Here is a 17,797-nt window from a genome sequence, read left to right as displayed (position 1 = left end):
TTATTCGTACCTTAATTTCCAGATAGAATCGTATAGTTTATTACCCAGAATTCTCTGTATGACATATTTCATATCCTGCTTGAACTTCATAGATTTCCATACACGTTTGTCCTGTATTACTATTTTTTCAAATAATTCCAGAGAATAGTTGCGTTTTATTGGAACACGTCCAAGCGAAAAGGGATCTGTGTTTTCGTCATTTGGATGATAGACGGAGGTGCATATGCTTTTATACCCGGCTTCGTGTGCGAATTTCAAGATTTTTTTATTGCCACGACCTCCAGGTAACGAAAGACTCAAAACAGGTTTGTTAATAATGTCTTCGAGTTGCCTTTTTGATTCTTCGAGTTCAAAGCGCAAAGCATGATCCGGAAGATTGGGTAAAAAGGCATGATTTACTGTATGCGATCCTATCTCCATATCTTTTTCTGATAGAGAATAAATCTGCTCTTTTGAAAATCCTCTTCCCAAATCAATTAGAGAAGTTGTGATAAAGAAAGTCGCTCTGAAGTTATATTTTTCAAGTTCGGGCAAACAATAGATATAGTTATTTGCATACCCGTCATCAAATGTTAAACCGAACTCCTTCGTTTCTCGTAAATTCTTCTGATCCTTTATTGATAAGAAATCACTAACTGAAATTGCATGATAATTGAGCTCATTAACGAGTGCCATTTGCTGTTTAAACTGCTCTTTTGTTATTGTATAAGGATCGCCGTTCGTAAGGATATCATGATACATAATGAATGGGACCGGTTGAGACATGACACTATTTTGAGATAAATTCGACCGGATTGAGAAAAGACTCTGCCACTTCAGTTGTTCTTAATTCCTCGACATCGCTTGTATGGAAATAGATAAGCACATCATGCGTTCTGTCAAAATCCTGGTTTCTGCAGAAGTCATAATTGGTCTGCATTTTATGTTGAAGTGTATATTTAATATCGATTTCCTGAGAGTAAGGAGGCCAAAGCATGAGAGTTACATCGTTTTTTTGTATATAATATCCGAACTGACTGAGATCCCAGAATGGTTTTATTGCAACCATAACTCCACCGACCACATTACTTGCATCGACCCAGCGTGAAAGGTTCTGATCGAAAAGCAGCTTGCGCCCCTGATTGCGTACTTCCGACTTCTCAACATCAGACTGATAGATCATTACAGGTAGGTTCATCTGCACACCAGTGTTTGGCGAATAAACCTGGGTAATATCCTCTGAATAAGGCACATAGAGTGCTGCGGACTCGATAGGGGCGGTCTTGGAAAAAATGAAATTTAATGTGACTTCAACAAAACTCTGTTCTGCAAAAGCAGTTATCAAAGCTTCATACTTACATAGATCATATCCGCTATTACTTCGAAGATATCCGTCAGCCTGAAATGTTGTGCGAAGGGGTCCAGCTTCTATCATTTCGATTGAGTAGGTGGAATAGTCGAATGAGCTTTGATAGAAAATTCCATTATGTGTCATGATAATATCTTGATTTTCTGAAACAAGTTCATTATCTGAAAAATAGCCATCGTCATTTGAATCCAGCCACACTTTATCCAAAAGTGTAAAATGATTTTTACTCAGGTTGAAACGGAACTTTCCTGTGCTTATCTGTATCACGTCTTCTTTATAGCGGACGGTAATAACCGATTTAAAATTCATTTTTGCGAGATCTTTTCCAAAGAGAAGCAAGAACTGTTTTTCCTGATTTGATTGAAAGTCTGCCTGGAAATCGAGCTGTGCCTGCTTAAAACTGTTATCCTGCCAGGTGTTTAGAGGTTTTATCTGGTAAGGAATGTCGTGCCCATCTGGCCCTTTAAGGAGCATCGTTGTTTTATCGAAAACTTTTCCCTGAGGGAAGTCTACATTGCCTGTACAAGGCGTTTGCCTTAAATCAATTTTATTCGGATTTTTTACCCTGAATGTTATTGTATTTCCTTCTGAATGAAATGTTTTTGATATCTCATATTCGGGCTGGGTTGTGATGTTTTTTACTTTCTGCTGAGTTTGAGCAGGGGTAACATATACCTGCTTATCTTCATATTGAGAACTAATCAATTTTACATCATCCACATAAATTGTTTCATCCTGGGATGGTTTCCATCGGAAAAAATTGAGATCAACGATCTTATCTACATTCACTTTGTCCGACATATCATCAATAGCTATTGAATACGTATTCCATTTCTGTGGCTCAAGATAGAGGTCATATTTGAATCGGTTCTCACTGCGGTCTTTTATCTGAAGTATGATCCTAACTTTCTTTTCGGATGGATTATATATTTCGAAATTCAGGGCTTCGAAGTTTGACCACCGTTTTGGGAAATACTGCAAGAAAAGTTTTGGTGCTGAACCTCTATTAGCGAGGAATTCAACTTTTCCCGATTGGTTGCCGCTGGAAACATATTGATTCGATTGATAGAGTATAACATCTTCATATCTCCACTTTTGCAACTCTTCTGGCGTCTCAAAATCGCTGAGCATGAAGTAGCCTTCTTCAGGATTATAACCTGCCTGCTCTGTTTCATCAAAAATATCTCCAGCATCTTCGATTGTATCATATACCTTGTTTTGAATGGGTGAGAATAGTTGAGAGATGTAAGGGAAAATATTCAAAACGTGGAAAACGATGATGACAATCACAACGATGATAATTGAAATAAAATCTCGTGTATAAATTTTCATGATATTACTCTTCTTTGAAGTATTTTAATGCATCTCGTAAAAATATGCCCTTATAGTCATATTCTCTTGCAAGTCTCAATGCAAGTTCGATCTTTGCCCGGACTTGTTCATGTAATGTTTCATTTTTTGTATAAGGGGAGGTGCCAAGCCCTAGCTCATTTGAATGGAACATAAAATTTACCCACTGGAGTCCTGATTCAAATAAATTTCGAGCTAAAGTTTCAAAAACGTTAACAGGAATTCTTACATCCGACGGGCGGAACATCATGTCGCCAACTCCCTTGTAACCAAGAGGATACGCAAGATTTCTTATGATCGTTGCTCCTTTTATATTATGAAGCGAATCTCCCTTTATACCAGTTACGGGAACTTCGAGAATATATCTTAGCTTTTCATCAATTTCCTTCTCATAAATATCCTCCTTCGAAGGGAAGTAAGGAGTGTTAGGAATTTTATCAATATTATGAGAAATTGTCTTTTTGATACCTTTAACTTTACCGATAATCCCAACTGGTGCCAAAGAGCTGTCGGCTAAATAGTCATGTCGATGCAGCCAAAGGAGGGTTCTTTCGTCAATACCCCATTTACCCGCACGATGAGATCTTGGAGTAATACCGAAGTTCTTTTCAATTGCATCATGAAGGGATTGCATTTTCTGGTCAAATAACTCTTCAGGCAATTCTGCTTGGATTGCTTCGAGAAGTGATTCTTCAACACCAAATTCATTGGCTTTATAATAGGGGGGTGCACTCCACACATGTAGGTGATGCCCGATCTCGCAGAGATCTTTCTCAAGATATCGTCTCAATATATTTACCGATTCATTCTTAGTCGCAATCTCGTACGTGACCAGGTAGGTAGGTTTCATGTCATATTTATCACAAAGTTCCTGCAGGTAATGAACACCAAAAATGTTCGTCACTCTGTTTTCTTTGAATGAAAACCAATCAGCCTCTGTGTCTACCGTTATAAGAAAGTACTTCATATTCTCTTTTTATTTTTCAATGTATTTTTATATACATCAATCGTATCATCAACCATTTTATCCATAGAAAAGAATTCTTTAACTCTTTGTTGTCCATTTTTTCCGAAAAATTCACACCTTTCAGGATTACTCAGTAATTGCATTATCTTTTCTGCTAGCTTTTCGGGTGCTTTTGGAGGAACAAGATAACCTGTTTTTCCATCTTCAACGAGTTCTGGGTTTCCCCCGACCGATGTCGCAACCACTGGTTTTCTTAACGCCATTGATTCAAGAATGACATTCGAACAACCCTCAATTAAAGATGTCAGAACACTAACATCCACAGAAGCAACGTTATCAAGATAATTATTTGAATGATCGAGAAGGATGACCTTATCTTGTATGCCAAGTATATCGACTTGCGACTGCATAGCTTCATCACTCATTCCATCTCCCATCGCAAGAAATTTAACCTTCTTGTGCTTAGATAGGATGATTTTTGCTGCTCTGAAAAACGTCATATGGTCTTTTATTGGGTCATTTCGTGCGAAGATTCCAACGAGCCTTTCATTTTCATGTAAATGGAGCATTTGTCTTACAGGGATGTCGGATATATGGGACAGAATGTGTTCAAGGTCGATGCCATTGTAGATTGTATGAATCTTCTGAGATGCGATGTGTTCTCCATCCGCTAGAAATGGAATGATAGATTTTACATTAACGATTATTATATCTGTGATCTGTGCGAGTATTCTGTCGACTAATATGTGGAATGGATTTTTCCAGGTATCAACACTCCTCAAAGAACAAATTATACCCGGAGTATGTGCACAAAAAGCTGCGATTCTACCGTAAACATCGGAAGTAAAAAGATAAGTATGAACTATATCAAAAGCATGACCTTTTATAATTTTATATAATGATAGTAATGCTTTAGTATCGAAAAATCCATGCTGATTTATCGAATATAGCGGAATTCCCAACTCTTCGATTTCATTAGCAAGTGAAGATCGTGCGCCATCTAGACTGCACAATGAAATGTCAAATGACGATCTTGGAAGACGCTTTATAAGCTCGATTATCTGTCGTTGTGCCCCCCCGGGATCAAGGTGGTCGATTACAAGAAGGAGTTTTATTTTTTGTTTCTTTATGACTTGTTTACCATAAAGCCTGATGAGCATCTGTTCTGTATTTCTCGTCATAATCTGAGAAGTGAAATGCTTTTGGACAGATGACTGAGCTTTGTTAGCAAAAATATCTGCTTCATCGGGATGCTCAATATAATATTCGATCCTTTGAGTTAATGCTTCAACATTATTTGGTTCAATGATAAATCCATTTCTTCCATCTTTAATTATGTCTGAATTGCCTCCCACATCTGTTGCAATAACTGGAATTCCAGAAGTCATAGCTTCGAGAAGTGTAATAGGAAAACCTTCACGCTCAGAGGGAAGAATAAAGAGATCGAGGATCTGGTATAATTCAGGTATATCGTTCCGGAATCCAGCAAAAATAACATGATTTTCCAGACCAAACTCACGGACAATTTCTTTTATCTGATCTTCAGTTGGACCACTGCCAACAAAAAGCACTTTTATGTTTGGATATTTTGTTATTAATTTCTGTAGTGATTGAAGAAGAACTTCATGTGCTTTTGCTGGAACAAAACGCCCGAAGAGTCCAATCACAAAATCAGTTGGGATAAAACCAAATTCCTTCCTTTTGTCTTCTTTATTGATTTCAACATTAAATTTCTTTATGTCGATACCGTTATTGATTACTTCGAATTTACATGGTGGAATATGAGATCTGTTTTGATGGAATGCTTTTACACTTGTGGATACAGCGATGATCTTAGTTGAGATCTTGGCAAGAATCTGGTCAATGAGGTGATAATACCAGGGACGATTTTCATCTGTTGTATGTTCTGTTGCAATAATTACTTTTACTCCGGAGATGAAAGCTGCAATCCTTCCCCAAAAATTAGATGTCCATAGATGAGTAATGACAATATCAATATGTTTTTTTTTGATCAGTCTGCTAATTTTAAATATGATGAACGGATCGAGTTTTGGTAGCTTGTGTAGGGGTATAACCTTTATACCTGCTTTTTCTGCTTCATGTGCATAGGTGCCCTTTTCATTCAGGCAGCAGATGGTTACGTTGAATTGTATTTTGTCTGTATTTTTTGCCAGATCTATAACAACCCGTTCAGCTCCTCCCTGATCGAGTGACCAAATGATATATAGGACGTTCAGCTTGTTCATCACAGTTGAGCTTGATTAATAAAGATCGAAACCAATTCCCGAATATTCTTTTTGATATCAAATTTCTCTTCTACTAACTTGCGTCCATTTTCAGTATACATAAAAGATTGTTCTGGATTACGTAGCATTTCGATTATTGCATCAGCTAGTTGAGCTGAGTTTCTTGGTTCAACAGTCAAACCTGTAACATGATCAATAATAATCTCAGGTACACCAGAAACTGTTGTAGAAATGACAGGTGTTCGCATTGCAAGTGCTTCGATCATAACATTTGGAATACCATCACGATCCCCATTTTTAGATATAACGCATGGAAGTACGAACATTCGCGCTTTATTGAACATTTCAAAGATATATGATTGGGGTTGCATGCCCATCAGAGAAACGCGGTCGGTTAGATTTAATTGTTCAATTGTATTGCTTAGTGATTTTCTGTTCGGGCCTTCGCCAACAATAAGGCATTTGATATCAATTCCACGATCTCGCAACAATGCACATGCTTCAAGAAGGAAAGGAAATCCCTTCTGTTCACATAAACGCCCTATAGAGAATATCAGATTCTCTTCGATATTCTTATTTACTTTAGGTAATGTCTCAAAATCGATGCCGTGATAGTTAAGGAATATATTATCATTCACTCTTTGATCGAGTAGTGAATCCAGATATCGCTTGTTGTATCCAGTGCATGTTGCTACGAATTCAGCACGACGCACTTTTTCTTTAAGCATAGGATTCGGCAGAAAAATGTCCCATGCATGGGCAGTAAAGCTAAAGGGAATGTTCAGGATAGTGGAGATTATAATAGCACTTGTGGTCGGGATTGTTGCCCAATGTGCATGGATATGCGAGATACCTTTCGAGGATATCTGTTTTGCATAATATAGCGAAATGGGGAGTATTCCAAGAGATTTTTTCAGGAATTCAAAAGATGAGATGTTTTTTTTAACTAAATAGGCTAGAAGATTAAAGCATGTAAAGGGTTTTTTCCATAGAAAGAAAATAAGTGATTTTATGATTGGAATTGAAATTAGAGAAGAGTAATGTGTATTGCTCAGGAATTGCTGAGCAAGGGGGTGTATGACTTTGTCTTTACATTTTTTAAGAGAAAATATTTCTAAAATGATATTGTTTTTTTTTAGTTCTATAACTTCTCTCAGTATGAAGGTTTCGTGAGTTTCCGGGAATTGTGATAGGATATAAGCTATTTTCTTATGCGGTTTGTGCATTGGTTTGAGCTCTCTCTTTGTTTTTGTCTATCATTTCCTGTGTAATGATCATTTTCAGTCGTTGCATAAGTGCTGCGATAATCCAGAATTGACCAGCTATTTCGAGAGAATTCATTCTAGAGCCAAACATACAAGCAACTGCAAGCCCCACAATTCCGCCTAAATATCCTATTGAACATCCTTTGAAGAAAGGATCCTTTGTGTGTCGGAAGACCCATAAAGTAGTTAGAAAAACAATTACAAGGAGTGATAGAAAAACCAACAAGGCGAATAGCCCCATTTCAGAAGCAATTCGGAGATATGTATTGTGGGCATCACGAGGTATTTCAATTTCAGAATAATCCATTATATAATAGTTGAATGTGCCGAAACCAAAACCTAGGATCGGGTTTTGCTTTATCATGTTCAAAGCACCTTTCCAGATAATGATTCTATCTGAAGCACTTTTTTCAACTTTTTCTTCAACCGATTGCTCAAGATAGGATTGCTCGCGGGTAAAAGTTGATCTGAATCTTCCTTCAATACTTTCAGGAAGTACAGACGGATTAATTATTATCAAACCAACAAGCAGAATTCCAGGAATGATTAACTTTTTGCTTTTTGATAATATTGTAATAAACAATGTGCCCGTAGCAAAAGCTAACCATGTACCTCTTGAGTATGTTACATGAGCTCCCCTTGCACATAATAAGTAAAGAAACATGAAGAACCAACTGCGAATTCTATGAGCATTATAAATAAAAACACCTAGAAGTAAGGGTCCATAATTTACGAAAAATGTTCCAAGAGTATTCGGATTTCCAGCGATACCTCCTATTCTTGCCTTTGTCCATGTTGATACATTACCGATGTTAGCATGTTCTCGAATAGTAATCAGTGCAACAACAACAGCAGCAATCATTATAATAACCAAACACTTCTTAACAGATTCTTTATCACGAATATTGTTTACGACAATAACATACAAGAACATTGGAACATACCAGCGCCAGAATGAGAATATTACATTTCCACCTCCGACTTGTTCAAGAAGAAAACTACCTTGAACAAGAGAAATCAGACCCATTAATGCAAACAACAATAAGGGAAAATTAAGGGGAGTACGAGCAAAAAATCGTTCTTCAGTCGACTCATGGCTGATAAACCAGGAGAAGAAGGTGATGAGAAGTAGAACGTTTGTGAAATTTATTGCTGTAGAAAGGTCACCGATTATAATCTTGCTAAAAGGAACATATAATGTAATTGCAAAAATGGGAAGTTCAGGTTTATTTAAAGAGAAAAAAAACAAAAGGACCAGTGTTAGATAGCAAAATCCAATGAACATTCTTGATTCAATATCAAGATAAACAACCACTGCCTGGAGAACTATAAAAAAAGATACAACGAAATAAAATAGTCTCGTGTTCGAAACTGGCTGATAATAGGGGTTAATCTGATATCTTGCCGGATATGTTAATGTTCCTTGACTTGCCATAATATAATTAATTAAAGAATTTATGATGTTTTCAAAAAGATAATATTATTACTAATCTTTTTATCGTAAAAATATTATCTTTCCATGTTAGGAATAACACCAACGACAGGGACACTGAGGAGTCTTTCGATATCAATAGGTTTTTTGACATAATCTTTCAGATAATCAACCATGATTGGTAAGCCAATTGCAATAAAAAGTGCAAAGATGAATCCAATGAGCCTTGTCCTCATTGTACTTGAACCTGTTGGTCGATCTGGAACTTGGGGAACATCGACAACCTGAATATCACTTTTCACAAGCCTTTCCCATACGAGAATTTCTCTAAGCTTATTATACCATGCGTTGTAGTTCGCTCTGCTGGATTTAACTTCTGAGGACAATCGCGCGAGTTCGGGATCGACTTGTTCAATTTCCCATTCTTCTCGATAATCATAGTGAAGAGGAATTCCAATATACTCTTTATATTTAAGATAGTTATCTTCAGCAGCATTTAATTTTTGTGATGCAGTCTCTAATTCCTCTTCGATGAATTTCCTTGCAGATATAGCATCTTCCTTGTTTTCCTGTAGGTTCATACCCTGCCATAGTGTTATATATGCATTTACTAATTGATAAGATATTTCGGGATCCTCTGTTATAGCAGTAATAGTACAGACACCGTCTCCCCTATATCTGATAGAACAGCTTTGAACAATTTTATCAATAACTGTTTTTTCCATTTCCCGCTCATTATAGCTATCTGCTGAAGGTCTGCCTAGGAATCTCTTCAATGAGTTGTATGCCTTCGTGCCAATAATTTTTTTTATTCTCTGAAAAACACGTTCTTGCAAGCTGAGTGTATTATATAATTCGAAAAACGTTTTCTCGGGAAGTGCTCTCATAACAGCTTCTGTGAAATCCATTGATCGCAGCCGTATCATTTCTTTTGTAATATCTATACGTGATGAACCACGCCTGAATATAATCTCTTCAGTTTTCAGAGGAACTTTTTCAACAAACAATGTTGCTTCACTTTTATATGTAGAAACGATTTCAAAGCTGATAAAGAAGATAGGAATAAAAATACATAAAAAAACAATGATTATTTGTTTTTTATGTTCTTTAAGAACCTGAGTATATTCAGTTAAATCAATTTGTTGCATATCTTATTTTACCTGTAACATACCTTTCTTAGTTTTCTCTTTGGGAATATATTTGTTGTTCATTACAACACCGAATATTTCTCCCCCAGCAAGGTTAATAAGCTCATTTGATTTCAATACCGAAATCTTACGAGTTCTTCTAGCAAGAACAACAAGAATCACCGTATCCATAAGAGAACTTAATATAGCAGGATCAATATTTCCTCTATTTGATACAAGGATTGGCGATGATTCAAATATTACAAGATCAACTGATTGCCTGAACTCTTCTACAACAAACCTGAGATCATTGAATGATTGTGCAACAATACCGCTGTAAGTTCCACTAGTAATTATTTTTAGATTTGGGAAGTCAGTCGCTTTAATTGCTTCTTCAAAGTGAATTTTATCATTGATAATATCAGTGACACCGTTTTCTTTTGGTAGTCCGAAAACTTTATGTATTTCGGGATTACGTAAATTCATATCCACCAGCAGAATTCTTTGTGGCGTATTTTTGATAAAGTTCAATGCGAGATTAACTGCCATGAATGTTTTTCCTTCTGCTTCTCCACCACTTGTGAATAGAATTGTCTTACCATTAAGGCGCTGGGTTTCTTTTGAGATAATTTTGTTCATTCGGTTGAATTCAACGAAATTATAGGTTTTAAGATCTTTTGTAGGATTCATATTTTATTGTTTGGAAAGCAGATAGAGTGTTGTAAACGCAGAAATAAGATACATGAAGTCTTTTAAGAAATCGATGGAACCTTTCCATGCTTTATAAAGCCAAGTTTTTCTCTGTTCGGGTACATAAATCGTTTCACCCGAACCAACAAATGGAATATCTTGGAAATTTTTATCTTCAATGTATTTTTCAAGGTCTACTACTTTTGTTCGATAGTTTCCATCTTTCAATTTTTTTACGAGGAAAATATGTTTGAGATCTGCATCGTTAGTAGTGCCGCCGGCAGAGATAAGAAGATCAAGAACATTACTCCCCTTTACCGGCTCAATCATGCTAGGATTTCTTACCATTCCAGCAATTCTCACTTTTTCCTCAGTGTCGGTTTCTAATTTTTCTTGAGGAGGTGTATAGGCTCCAAGCGTTCTTTTTATTGAACCCAACCGTGGGGTCATAGGAACAACAATTATATCTTTTGATTTGATTTGAGGTAAAGTATTATAATCTGTAGAGGTAAGGAAAGTGAACATGTCGACCAGGATAGTCTTTTGTTCAGCCGACTTTAGACTATACATTGTTCTATATAAATTGATTTCATTAAGAATAGAGCCGTCAATCATACCCCCGGCTGCGACGAAAGCTCCCTGAATGCCAGCATTCTCCGGGAGAAGGTACCAGCCAGGAGTTACAACATAACCTAGAACCTGAATATATTTTCTCTTTTCTTTGATTTGCACCTGTACTTCTGCCTGCCTTCTGAGATAGAGGGGTAAACTGAAAAAAATTGATTTTTCCAATTCGCCAATTGTTAGTCCTTCCGCCTTGAAATTGCCAAGTTTGGGAAGTGTTATGTATCCTTCAAAGTTTACTTCAAAGGTGCTAAACTCCTCTTCGTCTGGCAATTTAATAATGAGGATATCACCGCCGGTTATATAATATGTTCGCTCCTCTGCAGACAGAAAATCAAGGTTGCCTTCCTGGAATTGTAACGATTTGTATTCTTCAGCGCTTATGGGTGGGTTAAGCCTGTTTAAGTTGGCGCTTATAATATCTTTTTCTTCTTCAATTATATCTATCCCATCTTTTGCAAGAGGTGCTTCAACACCTCCAGCATCAAGAATGCAGGAAAGTATAGATAAAATCAAGAAAAAAAATAGATATTTTTTTGGCATCTACAGAACTCCACATTTATTTCTTGGAACATAAAATGTTTGTCAACTTATTGATAAATAAAATCCTATTAATATACATATACATAAAGGATTACAAGAGTGAACATTATTCTTTCTTGACAGATTTAAACATTAATACTTTTCAGTTGTTTATGAAAATAAACCGAGTTTTTAAAAAAGCAAGATTTCGGGTATTTCTTGTTTTGAAAGCAATTCTTCAACCTATAGTATATTCCAAAAATGGACTCAAACAGATCGTATATGTTATTGCATGCCAAAGATCTGGTACAAGCATCATGGTCAAAGTTTTTCAAAGAGATTTCCAAACAAAGATATATGAGGATGAACATAGTGCTATAACCTCTGAGGATAAAAAGTCGTACATACGTTTCAATACGTTCGAGAGTCTAATAAAAATTTTCAGCAGGGTGCATGCAAAAGTTATCATTACAAAACCGTTAGTTGAACTTCAAAACATTCTCAGTTATTTTGACTATTTTCCCGGATCAAAGGCAATCTGGATTTATAGACATTATAAAGATGTTGCATATTCGAATATAACGCATTTCGGCAAGGATAACGGTCATAAAAATCTTCGCCCAATATTATATGCTGACAAAAATAATTGGAGGTCAGAAAATCTGCCTGATAACATCAGGAAAGTTGTGCTTGAACACTATTATGATCAAATGAGTTCTTATGATGCAGCAGCCCTTTTCTGGTATGCGAGAAATGCTTTATTCTTTGAGCTTGGATTAGATAAAAGAGACGATGTGACGATGTGTAAATATGAAGGTTTTGTTAATAAGCCAATTGAAAATATTAGAAGATTATATTCCTTTTTAAGGATTAAATATCCTGGGGATAAAATCGTTGATGAAGTGCATGCCAGAGCAACAGGTAAGGGAACAAAACTTGCATTGTTACCGGAAATTGATAAACTCTGTAAAGACCTATATGAAAAGATGGAGAAAGAATATTTAGCAAATTTGAGTTGAAATTTCGAAAATTATTAATTATTTGTAGAAAGTTTTTCGGGAATAAAATTTGATACTCTATACTATATAAGCTTATTTAAATTAATCGCTGCCTGCTTCTGGAGATTTTTATAATATTTGATTTTTCCTGATAGAAAAAACTGGTATTGTTCTGAAGTTTGATAAATTTCGTTGAGTAATGACATGACATGGTTCGGTTCGATCTGATCTGTTTTCACATTATACTTGTCCAGATTCATAGAAAGCATATAATCAAGGCATTTAGGCCTGTATTCGAGCATAATTGCCGGAGTGTAAGCACAATGGGCTAAAATGACTGAATGAAGTTTCATCCCGATTACGACGTCACATTTCTCAAGGAATTTTAATGTTTTTGCTATTGAACGAAATCCTTCAAATTTTGGTATTGGTTTCCCCACTTTTTCTATTAAGATATTAATAAGATCCACATCCTTATCCCATACAGAGAAGAGAGTAATATTCCAATCCTTCTCTATTAGTTTATAAATAAGTTCCGTCATCTTTTGTAATAGCAATTCCTCAGTACCCCATAATCTACCACTGCATGCACCGATATTGATAGCGACCGATTTCCTTTTTTGCTTTTTCATCATATTTTCCCCAGCAAGGGTTAGTGCAATATCTCCGATTAACTCAACTTTATCCAAGCCAGCATCATTTAGAATTTCTTTGGATAAAGGACCACGAACACTTACATATTCGCATTTTTTAAGATATTGTGCCCACTCAGATATAGTGTTACTCCATCCCTTAACATTTTTCCAGAATACTGGATTTTTCACGCCACTCCCAAATGAGAATTTAATACCATTAGTGTAATTTTTGAATGTGTTTTTAAAAATATCGAATGATCCTTGACTATTGATCAGTGTTCCGCCACCAAGCACGATTGCCGATAATTCTTTTGGGCGCAGCTTGCTTTCCATACGGGGATAACTCTTAATTTTACTATATGGGAAGATCGTGTGCGCCTTGAATAAGCTCTTGAATGCAATGAGCATAGCCTCATCACCCAGATTTTTATGTCCTACCCACCCTATATAGCCGATTGCTCTTTTATTAAGACCTGAAATTGTCTTCCAATGAGACATGGCAAAGCGCATCAATTGTATCCGATCAGAAATAATCATTATCTAATAACACCCCTAATAAGCAGTCTTTCCTCCTTGTTGAAAAAAAACAAATAGCAGATTGCAACAAATAAAGCGGTTTGTATTAATCCGATTATAAAAATGCTCATATACGATGGAACAAGAAATTGCCTGGCAATTAAAAAGAACAAGAACATAAATATTGCTGGTTTTAAGGTGTCCATCATAAATTGAGAATAGTAGTATTTGATATCTAAATGTAAAATTCTGGAAATATATATAGGTTGAATGATTAATTTCATAATAATCATCGGAATTGCAGTTCCAAGTGCAACTCCACTAATTCCCATCCTTTGCACGAAGATAAGGCTCAGGATAATGTTGAGAATGCCCTCTATAATATTAGAATAAGCCCAGAATTTATTTTTTGAAATTCCATACAGCACTGTTTTTGTTGGAAACTGAGCTAAAAAGATGATCGTCGCAATTGATATTATAAGAAGAACCATATAAGCATCTGAATAACTTTCTCCCATCCATCTTATGATAAATGCTTTACCATAAAAAATAAATGACAATCCAATAAAAACTGCAATATAGGAGGAAAGCTTAGTCATGAACATAAACTTATCTCTGATTGATTGATAGTTGCCAGCACCCTCTTCCTGGCTTATATATGTTTGGAATATACCTGTTGCATTTGTAAAGAACATGATAAAGTATACGATTAAACGGAAGCCAACATTATAGTGGGTCACGGCAGCCAGACCAATAAATGTTGTTATTACTATGGTATCAACTTTAAATCTTAGGGTATCTGCCAGCTGTGCAATAAATGTGAAGAAAGAGAATGAGAAAAGTGTTTTAAATTTGGTTTTATCAAAATATTTGATTTTGATTTTTATAAAGGGATATCGTGAACTAACATAGATGACATGGAATGCAGAAACGGTAATATTGCATATCAAATAAATCCAGGCAATGGATAATAAGCCGCTCCCGTTCTTAACAGCAAATAAGATTAAGCCATTTTTTATTAATAGTGTGACTATGTTGGCTATTTTTGAGACGCTGTAGTTCATATAAGCGTTCAAAATAGCGCCATATACACTCAAGGGTGGTGACAAAGCAGTATTTATTCCTAATATTAAAATCAGTACCTGAAATAATTTTAGGTTTGAAGGATTCTTAATTATGATTTCTGCGCCAAATATCAGTACTATTGTAAAAATAAGCATGGCAACCGAAACACCTAAATAGATAAAGAAAGAGGTGCTGGTGATTTTAGACAATCCCTTTTCATCCTTCTCTCCAATTGCTTTGGCGAGGAAGCGTACAACAGCTGTGCTGAATCCCATTCGTAACAATACATAATAATCTAAAAAAGTCATTACCAGGACCCAAAGACCATATGTCTTATCACCAAGATTGTGAACGAGGAATGGGAGCATGAAGAAACCAATAGCGATCTGAATGATAACTGAGATCGTTATCAGAATCGATCCACGAAATAGCTTCACACCACGATTCCTAACTGATATATCCATGTTACATTATGAAAATTATGTATTTCCTTTATACTTTAAAATACTTAAAAAATCTCGAGAACAATTTCTTAATAAATGGCTTCATATCTTTAGCATTTAAAATTCCAAAAGTTTTCTTTCCCCTGATAGAATAAAGCCATTTATGAAAAGATAAACTTTCGTCAGGATAACCCATCTTTTTAAAGCCAGATAAAGATAAAGATAGGTCATCAACAAGAGAAATCCACGTGATTTTTTTTCCATTATCTGCTTGTCTTCCAGAGGTAAAATGAAAATAGTCCTCATAAGATATAAGTGGAATATTTACTCCTGAAGCTTTTGCAGAATAATTCCAAACGCCACTTCTTGGATTGATTTCCATAAGCTTGTAGCTTTCATTGCGCTCATCTTTTTTATATTCGATATTTGATATCCCCCAGAATTTTGCTTTTCTAATCAGCATTTGACTTATGCGTAAAATTTCAGACACATTCTGTATTTTGCCGGAAGTAATTGTGCCAGCAAATGGCGGATCCTGCCTAATTTTGTGACCGATTGAATAGGCAATAATTTCATGATCTCTATTGGCATAAGATGTAATAGTATATAGTCGTGCTACACTTCCGGGAATGTATTCTTGAATTATAAGTGGTTGATGAGCAAATGGAGTCGATGCTAATTTTATTATAAAATTATCAAATTGTTTATATGTATTTATGATAAGCACCTTTTTCCCGAAGGCTTGTGTAAACCCAATAGTAATTGAAGGTTTTACGATAATAGGAAATTGAAGCTTACTTATCACATCCTTAATCCTTTCTATGCTTGAGGTCTTTACTGTAATTGGTGTATCGATTCCTATCTTATCTGCAAGTGTATATAGTTTTTCCTTATTGATTAAATTCTCCAGAATGTTCCATGAAGACATTGGGTAATAATAATATTTTTCTAAAATTTCCTGGTGCTTACTGGTAGTTATAAGAAACTTATCGCTTGTTGTTATCAAAAATCCTTTTTTTTTCAGTGTTAATCCAAAATGAACCAAGTATTCAATAAATTTCCTCTCATCTGATAAGGGATCGGGACAAATCAACCCAGTTGTATATTTAGAATAAAAAGCGTGGTCCTTATGTGTATCCAAAACAATGGATTTAATTCCTTCCTCCCCAAAGCTTCTAGCAATTCCCAATCCATTAATGCCACCACCAAGAATCACGGGTGTGCTATAGAGTGGTACTATTCTTTGGTGAGATGGAGTCATTAGTTTCTGTTGCTTAGTTTTTCAATAAGTTCATCAGTCGAAAGCATATTGAGCTCTAGATTTGTTAGATTGCGGCCACTTTCCCTGAAATCCGTGTTTAAAAGCATATGAGCAAGATCAATTATTATTGAAGTATATTTCATAGATAAACCAAGCTTCAAGCCCAGTGCTTCGAGAGGCACAAGACCTGTAGGTATGTCTTCAAAGATATATCTGTGCTGCAATGTTCTCGGGGCATCAATTGTTTCATAGGATTTCACATCATGAATGCAATCGTAAAGATTCTTTCCTTTGGCATTATAGCTTCTTTTTAACCACCCAATCAGAGATTCGACAGGAGAACAGAGAGCTTTGGATACCTGTACCCTTTCATCATCAACTTTTTGAAGAAACTCGGAGATTGTCTTGGTAATACCACTATAATAGTACTTAAAGCTTGCGGTCTCGCATTCTATCCAACCTGCATTGAGTAAAACCGGTGCACAGTGAAGTATCATGCCAACGTTTCCAATTGATGTTAACAACATAGAATTTGTAGGTTTGAAATTATCTTTTAAACATGCAGGGATCGAATTTATCAACGAAGTTATATCATTTTTTCTTAATGTCGATATTAAAACGCCTTTTTTCATCGCTAATATTATTGAGGTATCCTCGGAGGTTTTTCGGCAGGTAAATACAATGGTTTGTGTCTCTGCAATAGTTGGTATTTTTGAATTTGTTGATGAAAGGGTGTTGCCAAAATCTAAAGCACCAAAGGTTCTCCCCGGATTCAATATAATAGGAACATGAGGATCAAGTGTCTTACTCAATAGATTCGCTATTGAAACATGAGAAGTTGCAGGTGTTGTAACCATGATAAGAGCTGTATCTCTGGTTGCTTTTACTATATCAGTTGTTACTATATCCAGTTTTGCATCCTGATTTATAATGCCTTTCAGGTGGATCAATTTAGTGTTGATTAATTTCTTGATTGTGCTTTTTGAGCGGTTCCATAAACGTACTGAATGCCCATTAATTGAAAGATATGCAGCGGTCGCTAAACCTGAATTTCCAGCTCCAATGACTGTGATATTGTTCATTATTTCCTTTGTTTATCAGCTATTTTATCAAACACAAAGAATGTATTTCCATCATCACCTTTAAGATGTTTATCAATAATATTTGATAATGCAATGAAAATCTCATTTGTTAAACGAAAAAAGAAGTTGTTGTTAGCAATTAATGGTTCAGATTTGAAAAATAACCTGGTTATTGGTTTGATAATTCTAAATCTGCATTTGTTATAAAATGGAAAGATTATTTCTT

General features: G+C 35.6%; 15 protein-coding genes. 1 reads left to right on the top strand and 14 read right to left on the bottom strand.

The window, feature by feature from the left end:
* The 9 genes from JW794_01440 to JW794_01400 all read right to left on the bottom strand — a co-directional run bounded on the left by JW794_01440 (position 1) and on the right by JW794_01400 (position 11,592).
* Complete coding sequence (locus JW794_01440; protein ID MBN2016789.1) at positions 1–741, bottom strand: polysaccharide deacetylase family protein; 741 nt, start codon at positions 739–741, stop codon at positions 1–3.
* Between the two features lie 28 nt (positions 742–769).
* On the bottom strand, positions 770–2,680 hold the full coding sequence (locus tag JW794_01435; protein ID MBN2016788.1) for a hypothetical protein: 1,911 nt from the start codon (positions 2,678–2,680) through the stop codon (positions 770–772).
* Positions 2,681–2,684: 4 nt separating this feature from the next.
* Positions 2,685–3,665, bottom strand: coding sequence for a hypothetical protein (locus JW794_01430; protein MBN2016787.1), 981 nt, complete (start codon positions 3,663–3,665; stop codon positions 2,685–2,687).
* Positions 3,662–5,911 (bottom strand): glycosyltransferase, encoded by a 2,250-nt coding sequence (locus JW794_01425; protein ID MBN2016786.1) that lies wholly within the window; start codon positions 5,909–5,911, stop codon positions 3,662–3,664. Before JW794_01425 ends, JW794_01430 begins: the two co-directional genes overlap by 4 nt.
* On the bottom strand, positions 5,911–7,137 hold the full coding sequence (locus JW794_01420) for a glycosyltransferase family 4 protein (protein MBN2016785.1): 1,227 nt from the start codon (positions 7,135–7,137) through the stop codon (positions 5,911–5,913). Before JW794_01420 ends, JW794_01425 begins: the two co-directional genes overlap by 1 nt.
* Complete coding sequence (locus tag JW794_01415; GenBank protein ID MBN2016784.1) at positions 7,121–8,611, bottom strand: O-antigen ligase family protein; 1,491 nt, start codon at positions 8,609–8,611, stop codon at positions 7,121–7,123. Before JW794_01415 ends, JW794_01420 begins: the two co-directional genes overlap by 17 nt.
* Positions 8,612–8,685: 74 nt before the next feature.
* Positions 8,686–9,756, bottom strand: a complete 1,071-nt coding sequence (locus tag JW794_01410; protein ID MBN2016783.1) for a hypothetical protein — start codon at positions 9,754–9,756, stop codon at positions 8,686–8,688.
* 3 nt (positions 9,757–9,759) lie between these two features.
* Complete coding sequence (locus JW794_01405; protein ID MBN2016782.1) at positions 9,760–10,425, bottom strand: CpsD/CapB family tyrosine-protein kinase; 666 nt, start codon at positions 10,423–10,425, stop codon at positions 9,760–9,762.
* 3 nt (positions 10,426–10,428) lie between these two features.
* Positions 10,429–11,592 carry an SLBB domain-containing protein gene (locus tag JW794_01400; protein ID MBN2016781.1) on the bottom strand — a complete coding sequence of 388 codons (1,164 nt, stop codon included), beginning with the start codon at positions 11,590–11,592 and terminating at the stop codon, positions 10,429–10,431.
* A gap of 152 nt (positions 11,593–11,744) precedes the next feature.
* On the opposite strand from JW794_01400, the gene JW794_01395 reads away from it, so the two are divergent.
* Entirely contained in the window at positions 11,745–12,590 is an 846-nt protein-coding gene (locus JW794_01395) for a sulfotransferase domain-containing protein (protein MBN2016780.1), read from the top strand.
* Between the two features lie 62 nt (positions 12,591–12,652).
* On the opposite strand, the gene JW794_01390 is transcribed toward JW794_01395, so the two are convergent.
* The 5 genes from JW794_01390 to JW794_01370 all read right to left on the bottom strand — a co-directional run.
* Positions 12,653–13,741, bottom strand: coding sequence for a polysaccharide pyruvyl transferase family protein (locus JW794_01390; GenBank protein MBN2016779.1), 1,089 nt, complete (start codon positions 13,739–13,741; stop codon positions 12,653–12,655).
* Positions 13,741–15,222: an oligosaccharide flippase family protein gene (locus tag JW794_01385; protein MBN2016778.1), complete on the bottom strand. Its 1,482-nt coding sequence runs from the start codon at positions 15,220–15,222 to the stop codon at positions 13,741–13,743. Before JW794_01385 ends, JW794_01390 begins: the two co-directional genes overlap by 1 nt.
* Before the next feature lie 55 nt (positions 15,223–15,277).
* Complete coding sequence (locus tag JW794_01380) at positions 15,278–16,489, bottom strand: ATP-grasp domain-containing protein (GenBank protein MBN2016777.1); 1,212 nt, start codon at positions 16,487–16,489, stop codon at positions 15,278–15,280.
* Positions 16,489–17,571 carry an NAD/NADP octopine/nopaline dehydrogenase family protein gene (locus tag JW794_01375; GenBank protein MBN2016776.1) on the bottom strand — a complete coding sequence of 361 codons (1,083 nt, stop codon included), beginning with the start codon at positions 17,569–17,571 and terminating at the stop codon, positions 16,489–16,491. The genes JW794_01380 and JW794_01375 overlap by 1 nt, the downstream gene beginning before the upstream one ends.
* Positions 17,571–17,797: hypothetical protein (locus JW794_01370; GenBank protein ID MBN2016775.1), on the bottom strand; the 227-nt coding region annotated here is incomplete at its 5' end. The genes JW794_01370 and JW794_01375, both read right to left, overlap by 1 nt.

The organism is Candidatus Cloacimonadota bacterium, assembly GCA_016932035.1.
GTDB lineage: Bacteria > Cloacimonadota > Cloacimonadia > JGIOTU-2 > JGIOTU-2 > Celaenobacter.
This window is presented reverse-complemented; position numbering and strand designations above follow the sequence as displayed.

Bases quoted from the DNA above. Each gene is read 5' to 3' on its own strand.
- JW794_01435 (MBN2016788.1), bottom strand. From the start codon at position 2,680: ATGAAAATTTATACACGAGATTTTATTTCAATTATCATCGTTGTGATT.
- JW794_01425 (MBN2016786.1), bottom strand. From the start codon at position 5,911: ATGAACAAGCTGAACGTCCTATATATCATTTGGTCACTCGATCAGGGA.
- JW794_01390 (MBN2016779.1), bottom strand. From the start codon at position 13,741: ATGATTATTTCTGATCGGATACAATTGATGCGCTTTGCCATGTCTCAT.
- JW794_01395 (MBN2016780.1), top strand. From the start codon at position 11,745: ATGAAAATAAACCGAGTTTTTAAAAAAGCAAGATTTCGGGTATTTCTT.
- JW794_01410 (MBN2016783.1), bottom strand. From the start codon at position 9,756: ATGCAACAAATTGATTTAACTGAATATACTCAGGTTCTTAAAGAACAT.
- JW794_01400 (MBN2016781.1), bottom strand. From the start codon at position 11,592: ATGCCAAAAAAATATCTATTTTTTTTCTTGATTTTATCTATACTTTCC.
- JW794_01420 (MBN2016785.1), bottom strand. From the start codon at position 7,137: ATGCACAAACCGCATAAGAAAATAGCTTATATCCTATCACAATTCCCG.
- JW794_01380 (MBN2016777.1), bottom strand. From the start codon at position 16,489: ATGACTCCATCTCACCAAAGAATAGTACCACTCTATAGCACACCCGTG.
- JW794_01405 (MBN2016782.1), bottom strand. From the start codon at position 10,425: ATGAATCCTACAAAAGATCTTAAAACCTATAATTTCGTTGAATTCAAC.
- JW794_01375 (MBN2016776.1), bottom strand. From the start codon at position 17,571: ATGAACAATATCACAGTCATTGGAGCTGGAAATTCAGGTTTAGCGACC.
- JW794_01430 (MBN2016787.1), bottom strand. From the start codon at position 3,665: ATGAAGTACTTTCTTATAACGGTAGACACAGAGGCTGATTGGTTTTCA.
- JW794_01415 (MBN2016784.1), bottom strand. From the start codon at position 8,611: ATGGCAAGTCAAGGAACATTAACATATCCGGCAAGATATCAGATTAAC.
- JW794_01440 (MBN2016789.1), bottom strand. From the start codon at position 741: ATGTATCATGATATCCTTACGAACGGCGATCCTTATACAATAACAAAA.